This is a genomic window from Mycobacterium sp. SM1 (assembly GCF_018361265.1).
Taxonomy (GTDB): Bacteria; Actinomycetota; Actinomycetes; order Mycobacteriales; family Mycobacteriaceae; genus Mycobacterium.
In genome coordinates this window covers 804,015-823,255 of record NZ_JAFLNH010000001.1, presented here as the reverse complement: position 1 = coordinate 823,255, position 19,241 = coordinate 804,015, and the positions used below count along the sequence as shown (strand labels likewise).

The following is a 19,241-nucleotide window of genomic DNA, read 5'->3' as shown; positions in this document are numbered from 1 at the left end:
CGACCGGCCGACGTATGGATGTGACGGAGCCCGGTTTCGCGGCGTGGGCCGATTCGGCATCGCCGGGGGCGTTCGTCGCGCTGACTCCCGTGATTTGTGAGAAGAGTTCTGGGGGAAGTCGCGAAGTTCCGACGAAGGCTGGTCGCGGCGGTGAATGCTATCTCTTGATCGGGTGAAGGGGGTTCGATGGTAGGCGGCGGCGAGCCGGGATCGCGGGTGGGGTCTCAGTTGGGGCCCTATCGGCTGAGGCGGCTGCTGGGCCGTGGCGGGATGGGCGAGGTCTATGAGGCCGAGGACGTTCGCAAGCACCGGTTGGTGGCGGTGAAGCTGATCTCGGAGCAGTTCTCGGCTGACCCGGTGTTTCGCGCGCGGCTGCGACGCGAGGCCGAGGCGGCGGGGCGGTTAAGCGAGCCGCATGTGGTGCCGATCCATGATTACGGGGAGATCAATGGCCACCTGTATTTGGAGATGCGGCTGGTCGAGGGCACCGACTTGGCCACGCTGCTTAACCATTCCGGGGCGTTGAGCCCGCCGCGGGCGGTGGCCATCGTGCGTCAGGTCGCCGCGGCGCTGGATGCCGCGCACGCCGTGGGGGTGACCCACCGCGATATTAAACCGGCGAACATCTTGATCAGCCGCGATGATTTCGCCTATCTCCTGGATTTCGGCATCGCCCGCGCCGCCGCCGATCCCGGGTTGACCCAGACGGGGATGGCGATGGGCACCTATTACTACATGGCCCCGGAGCGGTTCACCGGCGATGAGGTCACCTATCGCGCCGATATCTATTCGCTGGCCTGTGTGTTGAGCGAGTGTGTGACCGGCTCGCCACCGTTTGGGGCCGCCAGCATCGAGCGGCTGATCGCCGCGCATCTGACGGCGCCCCCACCGCGGCCCAGCCAGCTGCTGCCCGGGACGGTCCCGGCGGCCTTGGATCAGGTGATCGCCAAGGGCATGGCGAAAAACCCCGAGGAGCGTTACCGCAGCGCCGGTGAGCTGGCCGCCGCTGCCCACCAGGCGCTGACCGTCCCCGAGCAGGACGAGGCCACCGCGATTCTGCGGCACGGCGCGGAAGCAACCGTGCGCGCCTCCGCCGATACCGGCCTGGCCGGTGCCTGGGCGGATGCCACGATGCCGGGGGCTCCCGAGACGGCACGGGGGTGGCGGTCAATGTCAGCCCGACCGGTACGCCCGGCAACGCCCCCCGACTTTGCCGGGTATCGCGGCTCTGCGGGGGCACGCGGTGCCCATCCCAAACGCAAGTGGATTCCCATTGGCGCTGCCGCCCTCGTGCTCATCGCCGTCATCGGTGCCACCGGCTACCTGGTTACCCACCACCCGGGCTCAACGAGGCCGGCATCGCCGCAAACCGTGTTGCCGTTTACCGGCATCGACTTCCGCCTGTCCCCGGGCGGGGTGGCGCTGGACGGCACCGGCAATGTGTATGTCGCCAGCGAGACCATGTACGGGCGGGTGGTGAAGCTGGCGGCGGGGTCGGGTGTGCCGACGGTGCTGCCGTTCGCGGGGCTTTACCAGCCCCAGGGGGTGGCGGTGGACAGCAACGGCGCGGTGTATGTCGCCGACTTCAACAACCGGGTGGTGAAGCTGGCGGCGGGGTCGAACAACCAGACCGTGCTGCCCTTCAGCGGCCTCAACTACCCCGAAGGGGTTGCGGTGGACGCCCAGGGCAACGTGTATGTCGCCGACCGCGGCAACAACCGGGTGGTGCGGCTGGCGGCCGGGTCGGCCAGTCCCACCGATGTGCCGTTCACCGGCCTTAATCACCCCGATGGGGTGGCGGTGGGCACCGACGGCAGTGTCTATGTCACCGACACCGACAACAATCGGGTGCTGAAGCTGGCGGCGGGGTCGAGCACCCCGGCTGTGCTGCCGTTCACCGGTGTCAGCGAGCCCTGGGGCATCGCGGTGGACACCGCCGATAACGTCTATGTCACCGAACACGACAACAATCGGGTGCTGAAGCTGGCGGCGGGGTCGAGCACCCCGAGTGCGCTGCCGTTCACCGGACTCAACACCCCGTTGGCGGTGGCGGTGGACCGCGCCGGGGCCGTGTATGTCGCCGACCGCGGCAACGACCGGGTGGTCAAGCTGACGGCGGGCTGACCGGGTGGCCGTCGTGCCGGTGAGCATTTTACCTGGCCGAGGGGCGTCATCGAGATCGGAGCGGACGGATGCGTGAAACGGTCATTGTGGAGGCGCTGCGCACTCCGATCGGCAAGCCTAACGGGGCGCTCTCAGCCGTTCACCCCGCCGACCTGTCGGCGATCGTCCTGAACGAGTTGGTGGAACGCACCGGTGTCGATCCAAGGATCATCGACGACGTGATCTGGGGCTGTGTCTCCCAGGTCGGTGACCAGTCGAGCAACATTGGGCGCTTCTCGGTGCTCGCCGCCGGATGGCCCGAGGCTGTTCCCGCCGCTACCGTCAACCGGGCGGGCGGCTCCAGCCAGCAGGCTATCGATTTCGCGGTGCACGCGGTCATGTCGGGACAGCAGGATCTCGTCGTCGCCGGAGGTGTCGAGGTGATGAGCCGGGTTCCGCTCGGCGCAGCCAGCACCACCGGAATGCCCTATGGCCCGAGAGTCCTTGCCCGCTATGGTGATTTCTCTTTCAATCAAGGTGTATCGGCTGAGCTGATCGCCAAGAAGTGGGGATTCTCGCGCACCCGGCTCGACGAATACGCGGCGCGGTCACACCAACGTGCCGCCGCCGCGCAAGACGGCGGCGCCTTCGACGCCCAGATCGTACCGGTGTGGGTTGACGATCGGTGCGTCACCGCCGATGAGACGGTGCGCCGTGGAACCACCGTCGAGCAACTGGCCACACTCCGGCCCGCGTTCGTCGACAACGGCGTAATCCACGCCGGCAACTCCTGCCAGATCGCCGACGCCGCCGCGGCCGTGCTGGTGACGACCACCGCCATGGCAGTTGAGCTGGGGTTGACACCGATCGTGCGCTACCGCGCTGGTGTGGCAACCGGCGCGGACCCGGTGCTCATGCTCACCGGGCCGATCCCGGCCACCGCGAAGGTGCTCGCCAAGGCCGGGGTCTCGTTGGCGGAGGTGGGCGTCTTCGAGGTGCATGAGGCCTTCGCGCCGGTACCGCTCGCGTGGTTGGCCGAAACCGGCGCCGACCCCGAGCGGCTCAACCCGCTGGGCGGAGCGATCGCACTCGGCCATCCCCTGGGCGCATCGGGGGCGGTGTCGATGACCCGCATGGTACATCACATGCGCGACAACGCAATTCGCTATGGCCTGCAAACAATGTGCGAGGACGGGGGCACCGCCAATGCCACCCTGGTCGAGCTGGTCAGCTAGCGAGACCGTGGATTGTGCTCGGTATTGATTTTTCATTGCGGTGTGGCTGACACGGCTCGGGCGGGGGTGTTTTGGCCGCCGGAGTGGCCGGGTCCCGATTTCGGTGACATGCATCACTGTCGTTTGCCGGTTCTCCGTGCTGCGGAAGCTGCTGCAGCCCCTGTGCCAGCGCAGACACACCGGCAGCCATCGATCTGGGCAACGAGAGACCCCGGCTCGACCGGTTTGACCGCGCGGTGGATTCCGCATCACGACGGCATCAAGACCCTCCCGCCCGGCCGCCACGGCACGCCCGGCAGCACCGCACCGGCCGCCGCTGATCGCGGGTCGGCAGCGGGTGGCCGGATCGCCTCCATCGGCTCGGCGGCGCCGGGGTAGAGCGCAGAGCTGCTGCGCGACCGGCGACGACGTGGCGCTCGATTCGAGACTTGGTGTCTCATAAGGTGCATTCGGTTTCGTTGCGGTAGTCGATGCGGTTAAGCTGCGCGAAGCCGGAGTGAAAAAATCCGCTGCGGGGTGGGAGGCGATGGCCGCCGTCACGAATCTGGGGAGGCTTGGTAGCGATGGCGAGTAGTGGGGCCGACCGCTGGTCTGCGGGCGTCACGGTCGGGCGGGATCTCGCCGGCTCGATGCAGGCTATTGGGGGGCTATTCGCCATGTCGTTTGACGCGGTGCGGTTCGTGTTCCGCCGGCCGTTTTATTGGCGAGAGCTGCTTGAGCAGGCCTGGTTTGTCGCTCGCGTTTCGCTGGCACCGACATTGTTGGTGGCGATTCCATTTACCGTGCTGGTCAGCTTTACGCTCAACATCTTGTTGCGCGAACTGGGTGCCGCTGATTTGTCCGGCGCCGGCGCCGCATTCGGTGCGGTCACCCAGGTCGGCCCGTTGGTGACTGTGCTGATTGTGGCGGGCGCCGGCGCGACCGCGATGTGCGCGGACCTGGGTGCGCGCACGATCCGCGAAGAAATCGACGCCATGGAGGTGCTGGGCATCAACCCGGTGCAGCGGCTGGTGACGCCACGAATGCTGGCTTCCGGCCTGGTGGCCTTGCTGTTGAACAGCTTGGTGGTGATCGTCGGTATCGTCGGTGGCTATACCTTTTCGGTGTTCATCCAGGATGTCAACCCCGGCGCGTTCGCGGCGAGCACCACCTTGCTGACCGGCGTGCCCGAGGTGATTATTTCCTGTGTTAAGGCAGCGCTTTTCGGACTGATCGCCGGCTTGGTGGCTTGTTATCGCGGCCTGATCATCAGCGGCGGGGGTGCCAAAGCCGTCGGAAATGCGGTGAACGAAACAGTGGTATACGCGTTCATGTCGCTGTTCGTCGTCAACGTGGTGGTCACCGCCATCGGTATTCAGTTGACGGTCAAGTAGGGCTGTGACGTTGCGAGCTACGTGTCTGCAGTTATCGCGTGAACTCGCGAAGCCGGTCACCGCCATGGTGACCGTGTTGAGCCGGATAGGTGATCATAGCCTGTTTTACGGGAAGGCGCTTGGCTTGACGCCCTTCGCGACCACCCACTACCGGCACGAGGTCGTGCGCCTGGTTGCTGAAATAAGCATGGGCGCAGGGACTTTAGCGATGATCGGCGGTACGGTAGTGATCGTCGGATTTCTCACGTTCGCAGCCGGCGGCACGCTTGCGGTACAGGGATACAGCTCGCTGGGCAACATTGGCATCGAAGCGTTGACCGGGTTTTTGGCGGCCTTCATCAACGTGCGTATCTCGGCTCCGGTGGTCGCCGGGATCGGCCTGGCCGCTACTTTCGGCGCGGGCGTCACCGCACAGCTGGGCGCGATGCGGATCAACGAAGAAATCGATGCGCTGGAATCCATGGCGATCCAGCCGATTTCGTATCTAGTGTCGACCCGGCTGGTCGCCGGCATGATCGCGATCACCCCCTTGTACTCGATCGCGGTGATCCTGTCGTTCATCGCCAGCCGAGGGGTCACGGTGTTCCTATTCGGGCAGTCAAGCGGACTCTACGATCACTACTTCACCACATTTTTGAACCCGATCGATCTGCTGTGGTCATTTCTGCAAGCGGTTCTGACGGCGCTGACAATCTTGTTGATTCACACCTACTACGGCTATTTCGCCTCCGGTGGGCCGGCCGGCGTGGGCACGGCGGTCGGCAATGCGGTGCGCACGTCACTGGTGGTGGTGGTGTCGGTGACGTTGCTGGTGTCGCTATCCATCTACGGCTCCAACGGTAACTTCAACCTGTCCGGGTGAGGGAGGGCTGGTGACAAGGAGTATCGCGGGCGCCGCCGGTGGCCCGCTGCGGGGCGAATCCCCCGGCTCGACACGCCAACGTCACCGACGGCGGGCGGGAAGGCAGCGCCGAGGGCACGGGTATGCGCGCCCGTTGGCGGGCCTGGCGACCGTTACGGCGGTCTCCGGGTCCTTCGTGTTGGCGGCCGCGCTGTATCAGGGTGAATTCACCCGCACGGTACCGGTGACCGTGGTGGCGCCGCGCGCCGGCCTGGTGATGAACCCGGACGCGAAGGTGAAGATGCGTGGCGTGCAGGTGGGTAAAGTCGCGGCGATCGAATCTCTGCCCGACGGCCAGGCGGCCCTGCGGCTGGCGATGTATCCCGCACAGCTGCGCTTCATCCCGGCCAATGTGCTCGTTGAGATCACCTCATCGACGGTGTTCGGTGCCAAGTTCGTCGAACTGGTGCCGCCTGCGGAGCCCGCGCCACGACACCTGCGGGCCGGGGAGGTGCTTGACGCGAAACACGTCATGGTCGAAATCAACACGGTATTCCAGCAACTGACTGCCGTGCTCTCGAAGATCGAGCCGGCCAAGCTGAATGAGACCCTAGGTGCTTTGGCGCAGGCGCTCAGCGGCCGGGGCGCCAAGCTCGGCCAGGCCCTTGGCGACCTCGATGCGTTTCTGGCCAAGCTAGCTCCGAGCCTTCCGGCGTTAAGCCATGACATCGAGGTCGCCCCCGCGGTGCTCAACGCATACGCCGATGCGGCACCGGCACTGGTGAGAACGGCAGACAACGCGACCAAGATCAGCCAGACCATCATCGACGAGCAACGGAATTTAGACGCCTTGCTGGTCAGTGCGATCGGCTTGGCCGACATCGGCGAAAGCGTTCTTAATGCCAACCGCAAGGCACTCGCCGACGTCGTGCATTCACTGGTGCCGACAACCGATCTGACCAACCAGTACCACAAGGCTCTCACCTGCGGATTCAGCGGCCTCGTGCCGATCGCGCATTTTCCGCCGTTGCCGGAACCGGGCGTCGTGTTATCGGCCAGCTTGACATGGGGTGTCGAGCGTTACCGGTATCCGACGCACCTGCCCAAAGTGGCGGCGACGGGCGGACCGCAGTGCCTGGATCTTCCGAAGGTGCCCTTCAACACCAATGAGCCGTTCCTCGTCACCGATATCGGCGCCAACCCCTGGGAGTACGGAAACCAGCAGCTGCTGATCAACTCCGATTTGCTCAAACAACTTCTGTATGGGCCGATCGCCGGACCGCCACGGAACTCCGCGCAGATCGGCCAACCTGGGTGAGGGATTAAATGCGCACGACACTCATCAAATTCGGCGTCTTCGCCGTCGTGATGACGGTGCTGACCGCATTTTTGTTTCTTATCTTCGGTCAGTACCGCAGCGGCGCGACGACCGGGTATTCGGCAGTATTCACCGACGCATCACGTCTTAAAGCGGGACAATCGGTGCGGGTTGCGGGCATTCGGGTGGGGACGGTCAGCAGTGTGTCGTTGCGTGCCGACAAAAAAGTAGTGGTGAAATTCGACGCCGACCGCGACATCGTGCTCACCGAGGGCACCAGGGCAGCGGTTCGCTACCTCAACCTGGTCGGTGATCGCTACCTCGAGCTTACGGAAGGCCCGGGATCGACCAAGCGGCTGGCGCCCGGGGCGCAGATCCCGGTTGACCACACCTCACCGGCACTTGACCTTGATCTGCTCCTTGGCGGCCTGAAACCCGTTATCCAGGGCCTTAATGCGCATGATGTCAACGCGCTGTCATCGGCCTTGCTAGAGGTCTTTCAAGGCCAGGGCGGCACCCTCGAGTCGCTGCTCTCCAAGACGACGTCATTCGCGAGTGCGCTGGCCGACAACGATAAAACGGTTCAGCAACTGATCGACAACCTGAATACCGTGGTGGCCTATCTCTCCCGGGACGGGGATAAATTCTCCGCCGCGATCGATCGCCTCGAACGACTTGTCAGCGGCCTGTCGGACGACCGCAACACTATCGGCGCCGCTATCGACTCGCTGACCAAAGGAACCGCGTCATTGGCGGATCTGCTGACCCGGGCTAGGCCACCGCTGGCCGGCACGGTTGAGCAGCTGAGCCGGTTGGCGCCGGCGCTCGATCAGGATAAGGACCGCCTGGATGTCGCGATCCAGAAGGCGCCGAAGAACTACCGCAAGCTGGCCAGGCTCGGGACCATGGGCAGCACCATCCCGTTTTATGTCTGCGGCTTGTGGATTCGTGGTACCGACCTTCAGGGTCACACGGTAGTTGCCCCGTGGTTCAGATCGGACGCCGGGAGGTGCACAGAACCCTGATGCTCAAGTATCGAGGAGCGAGCCTCATCCGGTTCGGGTTCATCGGCGCCGCGCTGATGGTGCTGGTTGTCCTGGTCGGATTATCGCCGCAGCAGCTGATCTCGCTGGCCACGGAGGTTCGGTACCGGGCGTTGTTTGCCGAAGCCGGTGGAATCACGGTCGGCAACGATGTCACGGTGTCGGGAATCAAGGTCGGTACCGTGTCGGAGGTATCGCTGCGCAACGGTGATGCCTTGGTGACGTTCACCATGAAAGGCAGCGTCCCGCTGGGATCGGACACGACCGCGCACATCCGCACCGGGACGCTATTGGGTGAGCGGGTGCTGACCTTGGAGTCGGCCGGCGGCGGGACGATGCATCCGATGGATGTCATCCCGGTTTCGCGCACCTCCTCGCCGTATTCATTGACCGAGGCGGTCAGCGACTTTACCTCCAACGCCGCCGCAACCCGCACCGAGACGCTGAATCAATCGCTGGATGCGCTGTCGGAAACGCTGAACCAGATCGCGCCGCAATTAGGCCCGTCTTTTGACGCGCTGACCCGCTTATCGCGAACTCTCAACGGTCGCGACAAAGCTCTCGGCGATTTATTCAAGAGTGCCGCCGACCTCACGGGGGTGCTATCAGAGCGCAGTCAGCAGGTCAACACGCTTATCCTCAATGCCGACGATCTGCTGGAAGTCTTGGTTGCCCGACGACAGGAGATCGTCGAGCTGCTTGCCAACACGTCGGCGGTGGCCAAACAGCTGTCGGGCTTGGTGCACGACAACGAAAGCGCGTTGGCGCCGGCGTTGCAGAAGCTGAATTCGGTGACCGCGATGCTGGAGAAAAACCGCGACAATATCAGCGAAGCGCTGCCTCGCCTCGCGAAATACCAGATCACCCTCGGCGAGGCCGTCTCCAGCATGTTTGCTTACTCAGCCTTCGTGCCGAACATCTTTCTCGGGCAGTTCTTCCAGCCGTTCCTCGATTACCTATGGGGATTCCGCACCTTCGATACGGCCCGCGGTCCCGGCTTTCCTTCGCCCATACCGCGATCGCTGGTGCCCTGGCCGTACAACGGCATCCCACCGTGCCCCGGCTGCACCTTGGGAACACGGATCGGAGGATCCCAATGATCCCGCGCACCAGGCTGGTGGCCATGACGGCGATTGTCCTGACTGGGCTCATCGTTGCCAGCGCAGCATTGATCCTGCGGGACACGTTGTCTCGCCCTAAGACCATAACCGCTTACTTCGCCTCCGCCACCGCGATCTACCCGGGCGATGAGGTACGGGTGTCCGGCGTCAAAGTCGGAAAGGTCAAGGACATTCAACCGGAGGGCACCCGAGCCAAGATCATTATGAGTGTCGATCGCGGCGTGCCGATTCCTGCTGACGCGAAAGCCGTCATTGTCGCCCAGAATCTGGTTGCTGCCCGCTATGTGCAGCTCACTCCCGCCTACCGAACCAGCGGGCCGGTCATGGCTGACGGCGCCGTGATACCTGAGGAACGCACGGCCGTACCCGTCGAGTGGGACGAAGTCAAGGCGCAATTGATGCGGTTGGCCACGGATTTGGGTCCTAACAGCCGGGTAGCCACGCCGTCGGTAGCGCGGTTCATCGACAGCGCCGCCGATGCGCTGCAGGGCAACGGCGACAAGCTGCGGCAGGCGCTGAACCAGCTGTCCGGGGTGGGGCGCATCCTCGCCAACGGCAGCGGGAACATCGCCGACATCGTCAAAAATCTGCAAACCTTCGTTGCCGCGTTGCGTGACAGCAATGTTCAGCTCGTGCGGTTCAACAATCGCCTGGCCACGCTCACCAGCGTGGTCAATGACAGCAGGTCCGAGCTGGACGCGGCGCTGAGCGATCTGTCTACGGCGGTCGGGGAGGTGCAGCGATTCATCGCCGGAACCCGGGACCGGGCCAGCGAGCAGATCACCCGGCTGGCCGATCTCACCCAGATTCTCGTCGATAAGCGCATGGCGCTGGAGAACGTGCTGCATGTCGCGCCGAACGCGCTAGGCAACTTTTTCAATAACTACAACCCCGACACCGGAACCATCGTCGGTGGGTTCGGGTTCATCAACGAAGCGAATCCGGTGTTTTCGGGTAGCGTCTTTCCTCCGGTGCCGGGCTGCACGATAACCGGCAGCATCGAGAACGTCACCGCGGTGGAATCGGCCAAACTCTGTTCGCTGTTCATTGGCCCCGGGTTGCGGTTGCTGAACTACAACAACCTGCCGGTTCCCATCAACCCGTTCCTGCAGCCGTCGGCGCGCCCGGAAAACATCATCTACAGCGAGCCGCGACTGGCGCCCGGTGGCGAGGGCCCCAAACCCGGACCGCCGGACATCCCCCCCGCGGTCTCCGCGTATAGCGGCCTGCCGGGTGATCCGGTGGGGCCGCCGGGCTCGGTGCCGCCGGCACGAATCCCGGGAGCGGCGATGCCCCTGCCGCCGGCGCCAACCACCCCCGCGCAGCCGCCGCCACCGGGCTTGCCGGGCATGCTGCTGCCCGCGGAAGGGCCACAACCATGATGAGCCCGCTGCGCCGCGTGCTGGCGATCGGTGTCTGCGTCATCCTGACGGTGACCGGCTGCAGCTTCCACGGCCTGAACTCGTTACCGTTGCCCGGCGCGGTTGGACGGGGGCCGGGAGCCGTCAGCTATCACGTCGAGATCCCGAACGTCGGTACGATGGAGCCGAATTCGCCGGTGATGATCGACGATGTCGTGGTCGGCAGTGTCCGCGCGATGCGGGTGCAGGGCTGGCACGCCGACGTCGAGATTTCGGTCAAGCGTGATGTCGTCATCCCCGCCAATGTGGTCGCCAGGGTCGGTCAGACCAGCCTGCTGGGCTCCATGCATTTGCAGCTCGATCCGCCGCCCGGCCAGCCGGGCACCGGACGGCTGCAACCCGGAGCCACTATCCCGCTGACCCGGGCGTCGACCTACCCGTCGACGGAGCAAACGCTGTCGTCGCTGGCGGCGGTCGTCAACGGTGGGGGGCTGGGACAGATCGCCGAGATCGTCCACGACTTCACCGCGGCCCTGTCCGGGCGCGAGGGCACCGTTCGCGATCTGCTTACCCGCGTGGATACGTTCGTGGGCACACTGGATCGACAGCGCGGCACCATCGTCGCGTCCATCCAGGCGCTGAACCGGCTGTCGGCAACCTTCGCCGGACAGCGCGACGTCCTCGCCCGGGCGCTGCGCACGCTACCGCCGGCGTTAGACGTGCTGCTCCAGGAACGCCCGCGGCTGATAACGGCCCTGGACAAACTGCGCACCTTCAGCGACACCGCCACCACGCTGGTCAACGACACCCAGGCGGACCTGGTCAGAAACCTGCGGAACCTGGAGCCAACGATCCGCGCGCTCGCCGACGTGGGACCCGAGATCGACACCGCCCTCGCCATGGCGCTGAGTTTCCCGTTCCCGCAGAACCTGATTGACCGAGGTGTCCGTGGCGACTACTTCAACCTATGGGCCCACCTGGATCTGACGATTCCGCGGCTGAAGCGCGGACTGCTGCTGGGAACCCACTGGGGGCAGATCCACGCCGAGGAACCACCTGCTCCCGGGGACCCGTATTACCTGAATTACACGCTCGATCCGCTTCGGGCCGGGGTGACGCCCCCGCCGCCGGACGCGGGTCCGGCCGGCACGGTCGTGGCTCCAACGGGCCCTTCGCCCACCGCCCCGGAGGTTACCCCACCGAAGGAGGGCGGATAGATGTTGTCGCGGTTCGTCCGGACTCAGCTGGCGATTTTCGCGGTCGTCGGGATCGTCGGGGTGATCGCGATGATCCTCTTCTACATCCAAGCGCCGACCCTGCTAGGCATCGGCCGGATAACGGTCACGCTGGAGTTGCCGGCCGCCGGTGGCCTCTATCGGTTTGCCAACGTGACCTACCGCGGTGTGCAAGTCGGTAAGGTCACCTCGGTCGGGTTGACGCCCAATGGCGTGAAAGCAACATTGTCGCTGGGCACCTCGCCCAAAATCCCGGCCGATCTGAAAGCGGAGGTGCGCAGCATCTCGGCTGTCGGTGAGCAGTACGTGGACCTGCGGCCCCGAGCCGACTCGCCGCCCTACTTGCACAACGGCTCGGTGATCGCCAGGCGCGACACCACCATCCCCCAAGCGGTCGCCCCGATGCTCGATCAGGTCAGCGCGTTGATCGACAGCATTCCCAAAAACAAGCTCGGACAATTGCTCGATGAGGCTTTCCGGGGCTTGAACGGATCCGGCTACGATCTGGGCTCGCTGTTCGACTCGTCAGCGCTGCTGTCCCACGACGCGAACGGTGTCGCCGACCGCGCCCGGACCCTCACCGAAGATGTTGGGCCGCTCTTGGATTCACAAGCGAGCACGGCCGATGCGATCAGAGCGTGGGCGCGCAGCCTCGCCGGGATCTCCGATGCGCTGGTAGCCGACGATTCCCGGTCGAGGACCCTGCTACGCAATGGGCCCGAGGCCGCCAACGAGGCGTCTCGCCTGCTCACCCAGATCAAACCGACGCTGCCGATATTGCTGGCCAACCTGAGTACCGTCGGCCAGGTCGCCATCACCTACCACCCCTCACTGGAGCAACTTCTGGTGCTGCTGCCGCCGGCGGTTGCCATCATTCAAACGGTCGGGAACACAAATCATCCCGACGGTCTGCCCGTCGGCGACTTCTCAATTACCATCGACGACCCGCCTATTTGCACGGTCGGCTTCATCCCCCCCAGCCAATGGCGCTCCCCGGCCGACACCAGTGACGCCGACGCTCCGGACGGGGTGTATTGCAAACTGCCGCAGGATTCACCGCTCGCGGTCCGCGGCGCCCGTAACTATCCCTGCATGGGACACCCCGGCAAGCGGGCGCCGACGGTCGAAATCTGCAACAGCGACAAACCGTATGAGCCGTTGGCGATGCGCCAGCACGTTCTCGGCCCCTATCCGCTGGATCCGAACCTGCTCTCCCAAGGCATCCCACCCGATGACCGGGTCACCTTTAACGACAGGATCTATGCCCCGATCCAGGGCACACCGCTGCCGCCGGGAGCGGTTCCGCGGGGCACCCCCCCGGGACCGCGGGGTGAGCCCCCACCACCGGGCACGCTTGGGGCCGCCATACCACCGGTGGCCTCGTCGGCGCCTCCCCCGGCGGGTACCCCAGCGCCCGCGGCTGATCTTGCCCCGATAGCGCCACTTGACGTTCCCTCGCCGGGTGAGATTCCCTCAGCGCCATCGCTGTCCTCGCCCCCCGCGGTTCCCCCGCCCGCCGCGTCCTCCTCCGGCGCGGCCCGCGATGCCCGACCGCACGGCGCTACCAGCTCATTCCCGGCCAAGTCGGCTCGACCATCGGTCGCGATCGCCCGATATGATCCGCGTACCGGGCGCTATGTCGGTCCGGACGGCCGGCTCTACCGGCAGTCAGATCTGGTCAATCCAGCCACACCCAAGACATGGCAGGACTTGTTTCCCACCTGAAGCCGAGCGGGGCTCGCGCGCAGCTGAGCCGGCTTCGCGGGGCGTGCGAATGGCTCGTCAGGATATCTTGTCCAGCCGGAACGGCATCTCGACGGCAAGTGCGGTGTTTTGCCCGCAGGCACCGCTCGGGCCGACCGTGCGGTCCTTGCCGGCCAGTGTCGGCGAGCCGGCCTGCTCAAGACCGTCGGCGTTGACCGGATAGAAATAAAATGTCTGCCGGCCTGGGTAACTGGTGCCGTCGGGGCATGTTTCCCAATTGGGCACATCGCGTTTGACGTACCACATCGCCCCGTCGTGCATGGTCAGTGGCGCACTCCAGCCCTGGTCGCTGATTACCGTGCCAGTGCAATCTTGAGATGTCGTACAGCTAGAGCTGATCGTCCATATGCTGGTGGTCGTCACCTCGTCGTGATACTGCTCATTTGTCTTGGCCCAGTCGCCGATCGACGTGGCACGGTATGTCCCGCTGATGGCGATATCGTCCTTGGATGCGCGGGCCGGCGTTCCGCCCGATGCGCCGAACACGGTGAGGGCCACCAGTATTGCGGTGCCCGTCGGTCGAAGCGAATGCATCGGATTGTCCTTGGGGTGCATCGGCCTCAGGATACCGATAGCGTCATCGGGTATCGGCGAGGTATTGGCCGGCGCGGAAAACCACGCCGGCCGCGGGCGGCCGGGCACCGATTCGGGCCCAAGATTCGGTGTGACAACTGTGCTCACCCGACAGGGTCGAACTGCGCGATCAACCAAAACCCCCTGACCTTGGTCAGCGCTACCCGGACACCGCTGGCCGTGACAACCGGCGCGGGATTTTCCTTGCTGGTGGTGGTCTGATCGAGAAACACCAGCACGACGGCTGAGTCCGGGTGCAACTCCGACACGGCGGCCCGCACCACCCTGGCGGTGGTAGCGATATGCTTTTCCCGCGCCGCCGGCGCAACGACTTGTTCGCTGAACTTGTTGTAGTAGGCCAAAAAATCGCCGGTGAGGTGTGATTTGGCGGTGGCGAAGTCACGGTCCAGATTCTCGGGGGAGTACGACAGCAGCGCCACGGCACCATCTGACGCCGCCCGGATCGCCTGGCGGGCCGCCGCCTCCCCAAGCTGCTGATCCGCACGGAACTGAAAGAGAAACAGCCCGACGGCAACTGCGATGGCGCCAACGGTCAGCGCCACCATCGAGATTGCACGCCACCTCGCCAGGCATCGACGAATGCGGCCTTCCAGGGCGGTGAAATGCCCGGATCTCGCGCCAGCGGACGGTGTGTCCGCGCGGTTGCTTGGCGACTGCTGTCCGAGTGTCACGGCACGAACTCGACTTTCGACATTTTGAGCTGACCGCCGTCGCGCGTGACATTGATACTGAGCCGCCACAAGGCCGGCGGCCGTTTGGTGTTATCGGGATCGGTGGTGTCGGATCTGGCGGCGACCAGCACTACCGCCGAGTCATCGGTCATCGACTCGACCGCCACCGCCTCGACGGTGGCCTTGGTGCTGACCCTAGAATCCGCAACACCTTTGGCCAAGTAGGCCGCGGTGACTTCCAGCTGGTTTTTCAGCTGGCCCGTGGAGCTGTCAATGATCCGCTGGAAGTCCTCTTTGGCATGTGCGGCGTCAATTGACATCAGTGTCAGCGCGCCGGCGCGGGCCGCGGCGGCGAATTGCGCGGCAAGCTGCCGGTTGTGCACCAGGCTGCGATGCTGCCACACCATGGCGGCGCTTGCCCCGAGTGAGGCGCAGATCAGCGTCAGGGCGACGCCGGCGGCCGCCGCTTTGCGCCCCGGCAACCGAAGCCTCGATCGCCCCGCCCGCAACTGTGGCGGTCGCGACTCGTCGACGGTGGCCTCGGGGGTTTCCGTGGCCGCACCCGTGACCCCTACCCCCCGCCGGTCCCGCACGGCCGCCTCGGCTTGCTCGCGCAGCCGGATTGCACGTGCCCGGGCTTGCGCGGCACGCGCTTCGGCGCGGGCCGCCTCTTGCTCTGCTTGCGCTATCGCACTGACCTCATCGCCGTGGGGGTGCCCGGGGTGGGCATCGGCCGCCGCTTCCGGGGTATCACCACTCTCGGCGCCACGCGCCTGCAGTGGACGCTGCCGCGGCGGCATGGTGGCCTCCTGGTCGCTGCGGGTGGTGCGCGAAGCACCACATTATCACTCGGGCCTGGGAGACCGGGCTCTCCTCCCGGTGCTGCCCCGGTAGGCCCTACACTGGGTGCGCACTTTGTCGGTGGCGACACCGTGGGGATCGTGATCCGTTGTGTGTCGAGTGTCTGTGAGTGGGCGATAGGGTCGCTCGGGTGGTGTGCGCAGTTGGGTGCGGGCAAGGCAGTGCAGTGCGGTTGAGGCGCCGGCACCGGCGTCAAGCGGGCCGCGCTGCGCTACTTCTGGCCGCGCTGATCGGCGCCGGTATCTCATCGGCACCAGTCGCCGGGGCCGGGCCGACCGTCTGCGACTACCCGGACTGCACGCCGGGTATCGCCCCGGGTGTCGTGCTCGGCGCGCCGTGCGAGAACACCACCTATTACGTCTTCGGGGTCACGGACTGGGGGCGGCTGGTGTTTTGCGGCTCGCCGCGCAGGTATCAGCCCAGATGGTTCCGGTCACCGCCAATGGCGGGCATCAAGGAGGAAAACGCTGACTGCACCGGGTGGTCGAATTACGTCGCGCAGGCGCCGGATGGGCTGTTCCTCACCTGCATAGCGCAGAATGGCCGCACCTTCTGGACGCGTGCGGACACTTAATTTGGGATTTGGGGCCGCTCACCAGTGGCGTATCGAGCAGAGCACACCTTTGGGGCCGTCCTTGGCCACGACGACTTTGCCGTCCACCGTGAGATCGCAGTGCAGCATCGGCGCGCCCGGCTCGGTCCCGGTGCTGGCCGTGACCAGTGCCCACTGATCGGGGTTCACCAGGTCCAACTCGTAGGTCCACGGTTTGCCCGGGGCGATGTCGGCTTTCACGTTGGGGACGAACTGGTACGGGTTGTGGCTGTAATCGGAGAACATCGCCGGCTCTTGAGCCAGGTAGTAGATGTCCGCGTAGACCGGGTTCTGTGCGCTAACGCTGTACTTGACGCGATGAGTGAGCGGGTCATCGGCGTGCGCGCTTGCCATGACACTAGACGTCGCCGCCAGCGCTAGCGCCGCACCCACTACGAGCCGCCGGGTGCTCATCACCGCGCTCCTCCGCTCGCTATCGGGGACTGAGATTGTGATTCATCATGCCGTCGGCCGCGCGTCGGCGCCCCGACGCCGGTCACAACCGCGCCACCGGCACCGCCGCTGCGGGAGGCGCCGCGGTGACGCAGGCACACGCATGGTGGCATTTCCGCCAGACGGCGTCGGCATTCTCGGATATTCTTGATTATCTCGATTATGAAGGCTAACAGCGCCAACGCGCGCCTTGCTGAGGCAGCCCGATACGGGGGATTTCTCGATGGGGTGCCGTTGCCGGGCGCAGGCACAGCCGCCACGGTGGTGACGGGCCGACTGCGGTGATCACCACCGGCTTGCGTTCGATGGTGATTGCCTCGGACTGCCGCGTCCCCGATCCGGAGCGGGTCTGCCCGCTGCTTCGACAGCGCGAGCCCGGTCTCGCCCGCATCGGCGCCCACCACGTACTGGTCTATCGGTCGACACACGACTACCGGCGGGTCCTGATGCTGATCGGCGTGCGCAGCCGGGAACCGGTCGTGCAATTGCTGCGATCGCGCGTTTTCTTCGACTGGTTCGACGCACTCGGCGTCGACGATATCCCCGCGGTCTTCGCCGGCGAGATCGCCGAAAGCTTCGATTCGGCGCCCTCTCTTGCGCCGACAGCGCACGGGTTCGCAGTGGCCGCGATCGCATCGGTTGACGACGTGGCCGCTTTGATCGCCGAGATCCGCGGCGCGCTGGGCAGATTCCAGGCTGCCGGTGTCCGAAGGACGTGGGTATTCCGGGCTTTCGATGACCGCCATGAGGTCTTGATCCTGCAGGACATCGGCGGCGAGGACGAGGCGCGACGCTGGATCGAACACCCGGACACGGTGGCACGGTGGATGATCCGGGCCGGCGGCGGGGGCGCGTATCCGCCACTGTTCGCCGGGAGATTCATGGACATGATGTCCGTCGGGCAGTGACCGGGTCGGCTGTCCGCATCACGGTAGCTCACATGTGCGCCAGGCGGGCGCAGCAGCTTTTCATCGGCGCGCGGTGCCGTCCGGCGACGTTGGTTGTGTCAGCTCGGTTAACAGGCCGGGAATATCGAGCCGCGGCACAACTGCCTCGACCAAAATCAGCCGGTCCTGATGCCGGCCGGCGGCGGTGAGCGCGTCGTCGAGTTGCCCGTAGGTCTGTGCCCGAAAAGCCATGTGCTTGGCAACTCCGAGCACGTCGGGGATCTCGACCCACTTCCAGCTGGCGATGTCGTTGTATGAGGCCGTTTCTCCGTGGATCATCCGCTCAATGGTGTAGCCCTCGTTGTTGACCACCACGATAACCGGTGCCAGCCCTTCGCGAGCGAACGTGCCGAGCTCCTGCACGGTCAGTTGCGCGGCCCCGTCCCCGATCAGCAGCACTATTCTGCGGTCCGGGTGGGCTAAAGCCGCCCCGAGCGCTGCCGGAAGCGTGTAACCGATTGATCCCCAAAGAGGTTGTCCAATAAAGGTCACACCGCGCGGAAGCCGATGGGCCGCCATGCCGTAGAACGAGGTTCCTTGATCGGCGAGTACCACGTTGCCGGGCGTCAACGCTTCGGCGAGCCGGTCCCAGAGGATCTGCTGGGTGAGCGGCTGCTCGCGCGCGGGCCGCGACGGACACGGGTCGTCTGATGTCGCCGCGACCGGTGGCGATGTCAGCCGGCGCTGCTTGAGGATGGTGGCCAAGGCATTCAGCGCGGCGGGCATCTCCAGCGGGGCAAACACCCGGCCGGCGACGGTGCTCTGGTACTGGCCGATGTCGATGGTCCGTGCCGGGTCGATGCGCTGGGTGAAGAACCCGCTGACCATATCGGTGAACACCACCCCCGCCGTCACCAGCACCGGGGCCTGCTCGATCGCTCGGCGCACCGGTTCGGCGCTGGACGCTCCCGCGTAGATGCCCAAAAAGTTGGGCGCGCTCTCATCGACCAGGCTTTTGCCCCACATCAGGGTGGCATAGGGAACCACGTCGGCCGCCAGTAACGCCTCGAGCTCCTTGACCGCATGCAGCCGATGGACCAGGAAGTCGGCCAGCACGGTCACCTGGTGGTCGGCGATGAGTTCGGTTGCGGCGTCGATGAACAACGACAGCGCCCGGGGGCTGGTGCCGCCGGGGTAGCGGGGAAGCGGGGCACTTGGCGGCTCGACCGGAAAACGCGCCACATCGGTGGCGATCAGCAGGTATCCCGGCCGCTTTTGCTCACGCACCTCACTGAGTACCCGGTCGATCTCTCTGGTAGCGGTAGCAGGCATGAGATTAGCTTGGGCACAGGTTATTTCACGGCTTATCCGCAGGAAATGATCGAAATCTCCGTCGCCGAGTGAATGGTGCAGGGCACGGCGCGTGGCCTGAGCGTCCTTGGACGGGCCGCCGACGATATGCACCACCGGCACGTGCTCGGCGTAGCTGCCCGCGATCGCATTGGCCACTGATAGTTCACCCACCCCGAATGTCGTGACCACGGCAGAGATTCCGCGCAGCCGCCCGTAGCCGTCGGCGGCGTAGCCGGCGTTCAGCTCGTTGACGTTGCCCACCCACCGGATGCGCGGGTGGGCCACGATGTGATCAAGAAATTCCAGGTTGTAGTCGCCGGGAACGCCGAAGACCTCCGAAACGCCGAGTTCCGCGAGGCGGTCGAGCAGGTAGTCACCGACGGTGTAGACGCGTTCGTTGGCATCAGTCACAACGACGACGGTACCGTCGGGCCGA

19 protein-coding genes are annotated in these 19,241 nt (G+C 65.3%); 14 read left to right on the top strand and 5 right to left on the bottom strand.

The genetic code is table 11. The features are described from left to right. Positions 1-186 precede the first annotated feature (186 nt). From MSM1_RS03740 to MSM1_RS03690, 11 genes are all read left to right on the top strand, one after another. Positions 187-2,124 carry a serine/threonine-protein kinase PknD gene (locus MSM1_RS03740; protein WP_213440224.1) on the top strand — a complete coding sequence of 646 codons (1,938 nt, stop codon included), beginning with the start codon at positions 187-189 and terminating at the stop codon, positions 2,122-2,124. 68 nt (positions 2,125-2,192) lie between these two features. After that, the gene (locus MSM1_RS03735; RefSeq protein ID WP_213440223.1) at positions 2,193-3,338 is read left to right on the top strand and encodes a thiolase family protein; all 1,146 of its coding nucleotides are present in this window, start codon (positions 2,193-2,195) and stop codon (positions 3,336-3,338) included. 162 nt (positions 3,339-3,500) lie between these two features. After that, positions 3,501-3,716 carry a hypothetical protein gene (locus MSM1_RS03730; RefSeq protein WP_213440222.1) on the top strand — a complete coding sequence of 72 codons (216 nt, stop codon included), beginning with the start codon at positions 3,501-3,503 and terminating at the stop codon, positions 3,714-3,716. A 185-nt stretch (positions 3,717-3,901) separates the two neighbouring features. After that, entirely contained in the window at positions 3,902-4,711 is an 810-nt protein-coding gene (locus tag MSM1_RS03725; protein ID WP_213440221.1) for an ABC transporter permease, read from the top strand. Between the two features lie 4 nt (positions 4,712-4,715). Beyond that, entirely contained in the window at positions 4,716-5,573 is an 858-nt protein-coding gene (locus MSM1_RS03720) for an ABC transporter permease (RefSeq protein WP_213440220.1), read from the top strand. Positions 5,574-5,706: 133 nt separating this feature from the next. After that, positions 5,707-6,870, top strand: coding sequence for an MCE family protein (locus MSM1_RS03715; protein WP_213441367.1), 1,164 nt, complete (start codon positions 5,707-5,709; stop codon positions 6,868-6,870). A gap of 8 nt (positions 6,871-6,878) precedes the next feature. Beyond that, positions 6,879-7,895 (top strand): MCE family protein, encoded by a 1,017-nt coding sequence (locus MSM1_RS03710; RefSeq protein WP_213440219.1) that lies wholly within the window; start codon positions 6,879-6,881, stop codon positions 7,893-7,895. After that, the gene (locus MSM1_RS03705) at positions 7,895-9,013 is read left to right on the top strand and encodes an MCE family protein (protein ID WP_213440218.1); all 1,119 of its coding nucleotides are present in this window, start codon (positions 7,895-7,897) and stop codon (positions 9,011-9,013) included. Before MSM1_RS03710 ends, MSM1_RS03705 begins: the two co-directional genes overlap by 1 nt. Further along, positions 9,010-10,416, top strand: a complete 1,407-nt coding sequence (locus MSM1_RS03700; RefSeq protein ID WP_213440217.1) for an MCE family protein — start codon at positions 9,010-9,012, stop codon at positions 10,414-10,416. The genes MSM1_RS03705 and MSM1_RS03700 overlap by 4 nt, the downstream gene beginning before the upstream one ends. Positions 10,417-10,424: 8 nt before the next feature. Next, on the top strand, positions 10,425-11,612 hold the full coding sequence (locus tag MSM1_RS03695; RefSeq protein WP_374101688.1) for an MCE family protein: 1,188 nt from the start codon (positions 10,425-10,427) through the stop codon (positions 11,610-11,612). Next, a complete protein-coding gene (locus MSM1_RS03690; protein ID WP_213440215.1) occupies positions 11,613-13,355 on the top strand; it encodes an MCE family protein in 1,743 nt (580 codons plus the stop codon). It begins immediately after the preceding gene. Between the two features lie 57 nt (positions 13,356-13,412). Here the strand turns inward: MSM1_RS03690 and MSM1_RS03685 are convergent, their stop codons facing one another. From MSM1_RS03685 to MSM1_RS03675, 3 genes are all read right to left on the bottom strand, one after another. Further along, entirely contained in the window at positions 13,413-13,928 is a 516-nt protein-coding gene (locus tag MSM1_RS03685) for a hypothetical protein (RefSeq protein ID WP_213441365.1), read from the bottom strand. A gap of 143 nt (positions 13,929-14,071) precedes the next feature. Further along, a complete protein-coding gene (locus MSM1_RS03680) occupies positions 14,072-14,659 on the bottom strand; it encodes a hypothetical protein (protein ID WP_213440214.1) in 588 nt (195 codons plus the stop codon). Beyond that, entirely contained in the window at positions 14,656-15,459 is an 804-nt protein-coding gene (locus tag MSM1_RS03675; protein WP_236054734.1) for a hypothetical protein, read from the bottom strand. The genes MSM1_RS03680 and MSM1_RS03675 overlap by 4 nt, the downstream gene beginning before the upstream one ends. Before the next feature lie 227 nt (positions 15,460-15,686). Between MSM1_RS03675 and MSM1_RS03670 the strand changes: the two genes are divergently transcribed. Continuing rightward, on the top strand, positions 15,687-16,094 hold the full coding sequence (locus MSM1_RS03670) for a hypothetical protein (protein ID WP_307857272.1): 408 nt from the start codon (positions 15,687-15,689) through the stop codon (positions 16,092-16,094). Between the two features lie 18 nt (positions 16,095-16,112). Here MSM1_RS03670 and MSM1_RS03665 read toward each other — a convergent pair whose 3' ends face one another. Beyond that, entirely contained in the window at positions 16,113-16,466 is a 354-nt protein-coding gene (locus MSM1_RS03665; protein ID WP_236055258.1) for a hypothetical protein, read from the bottom strand. Between the two features lie 107 nt (positions 16,467-16,573). On the opposite strand from MSM1_RS03665, the gene MSM1_RS03660 reads away from it, so the two are divergent. Together MSM1_RS03660 and MSM1_RS03655 are read left to right on the top strand one after the other, a co-directional pair. Next, positions 16,574-16,738 carry a hypothetical protein gene (locus tag MSM1_RS03660; RefSeq protein ID WP_213440213.1) on the top strand — a complete coding sequence of 55 codons (165 nt, stop codon included), beginning with the start codon at positions 16,574-16,576 and terminating at the stop codon, positions 16,736-16,738. Between the two features lie 132 nt (positions 16,739-16,870). Then, a complete protein-coding gene (locus MSM1_RS03655; RefSeq protein WP_236055255.1) occupies positions 16,871-17,473 on the top strand; it encodes a fatty-acid--CoA ligase in 603 nt (200 codons plus the stop codon). Between the two features lie 60 nt (positions 17,474-17,533). On the opposite strand, the gene MSM1_RS03650 is transcribed toward MSM1_RS03655, so the two are convergent. Next, the gene (locus tag MSM1_RS03650; protein WP_213440212.1) at positions 17,534-19,216 is read right to left on the bottom strand and encodes an alpha-keto acid decarboxylase family protein; all 1,683 of its coding nucleotides are present in this window, start codon (positions 19,214-19,216) and stop codon (positions 17,534-17,536) included. Between the last annotated feature and the right edge of the window lie 25 nt (positions 19,217-19,241).

Coding starts and splice junctions, on each gene's coding strand:
- MSM1_RS03735 (WP_213440223.1), top strand. CDS start 2,193: ATGCGTGAAACGGTCATTGTGGAGGCGCTGCGCACTCCGATCGGCAAG.
- MSM1_RS03655 (WP_236055255.1), top strand. CDS start 16,871: ATGGTGATTGCCTCGGACTGCCGCGTCCCCGATCCGGAGCGGGTCTGC.
- MSM1_RS03665 (WP_236055258.1), bottom strand. CDS start 16,466: ATGGCAAGCGCGCACGCCGATGACCCGCTCACTCATCGCGTCAAGTAC.
- MSM1_RS03740 (WP_213440224.1), top strand. CDS start 187: ATGGTAGGCGGCGGCGAGCCGGGATCGCGGGTGGGGTCTCAGTTGGGG.
- MSM1_RS03660 (WP_213440213.1), top strand. CDS start 16,574: ATGCCGTCGGCCGCGCGTCGGCGCCCCGACGCCGGTCACAACCGCGCC.
- MSM1_RS03725 (WP_213440221.1), top strand. CDS start 3,902: ATGGCGAGTAGTGGGGCCGACCGCTGGTCTGCGGGCGTCACGGTCGGG.
- MSM1_RS03685 (WP_213441365.1), bottom strand. CDS start 13,928: ATGCATTCGCTTCGACCGACGGGCACCGCAATACTGGTGGCCCTCACC.
- MSM1_RS03710 (WP_213440219.1), top strand. CDS start 6,879: ATGCGCACGACACTCATCAAATTCGGCGTCTTCGCCGTCGTGATGACG.
- MSM1_RS03690 (WP_213440215.1), top strand. CDS start 11,613: ATGTTGTCGCGGTTCGTCCGGACTCAGCTGGCGATTTTCGCGGTCGTC.
- MSM1_RS03700 (WP_213440217.1), top strand. CDS start 9,010: ATGATCCCGCGCACCAGGCTGGTGGCCATGACGGCGATTGTCCTGACT.
- MSM1_RS03675 (WP_236054734.1), bottom strand. CDS start 15,459: ATGCCGCCGCGGCAGCGTCCACTGCAGGCGCGTGGCGCCGAGAGTGGT.
- MSM1_RS03705 (WP_213440218.1), top strand. CDS start 7,895: ATGCTCAAGTATCGAGGAGCGAGCCTCATCCGGTTCGGGTTCATCGGC.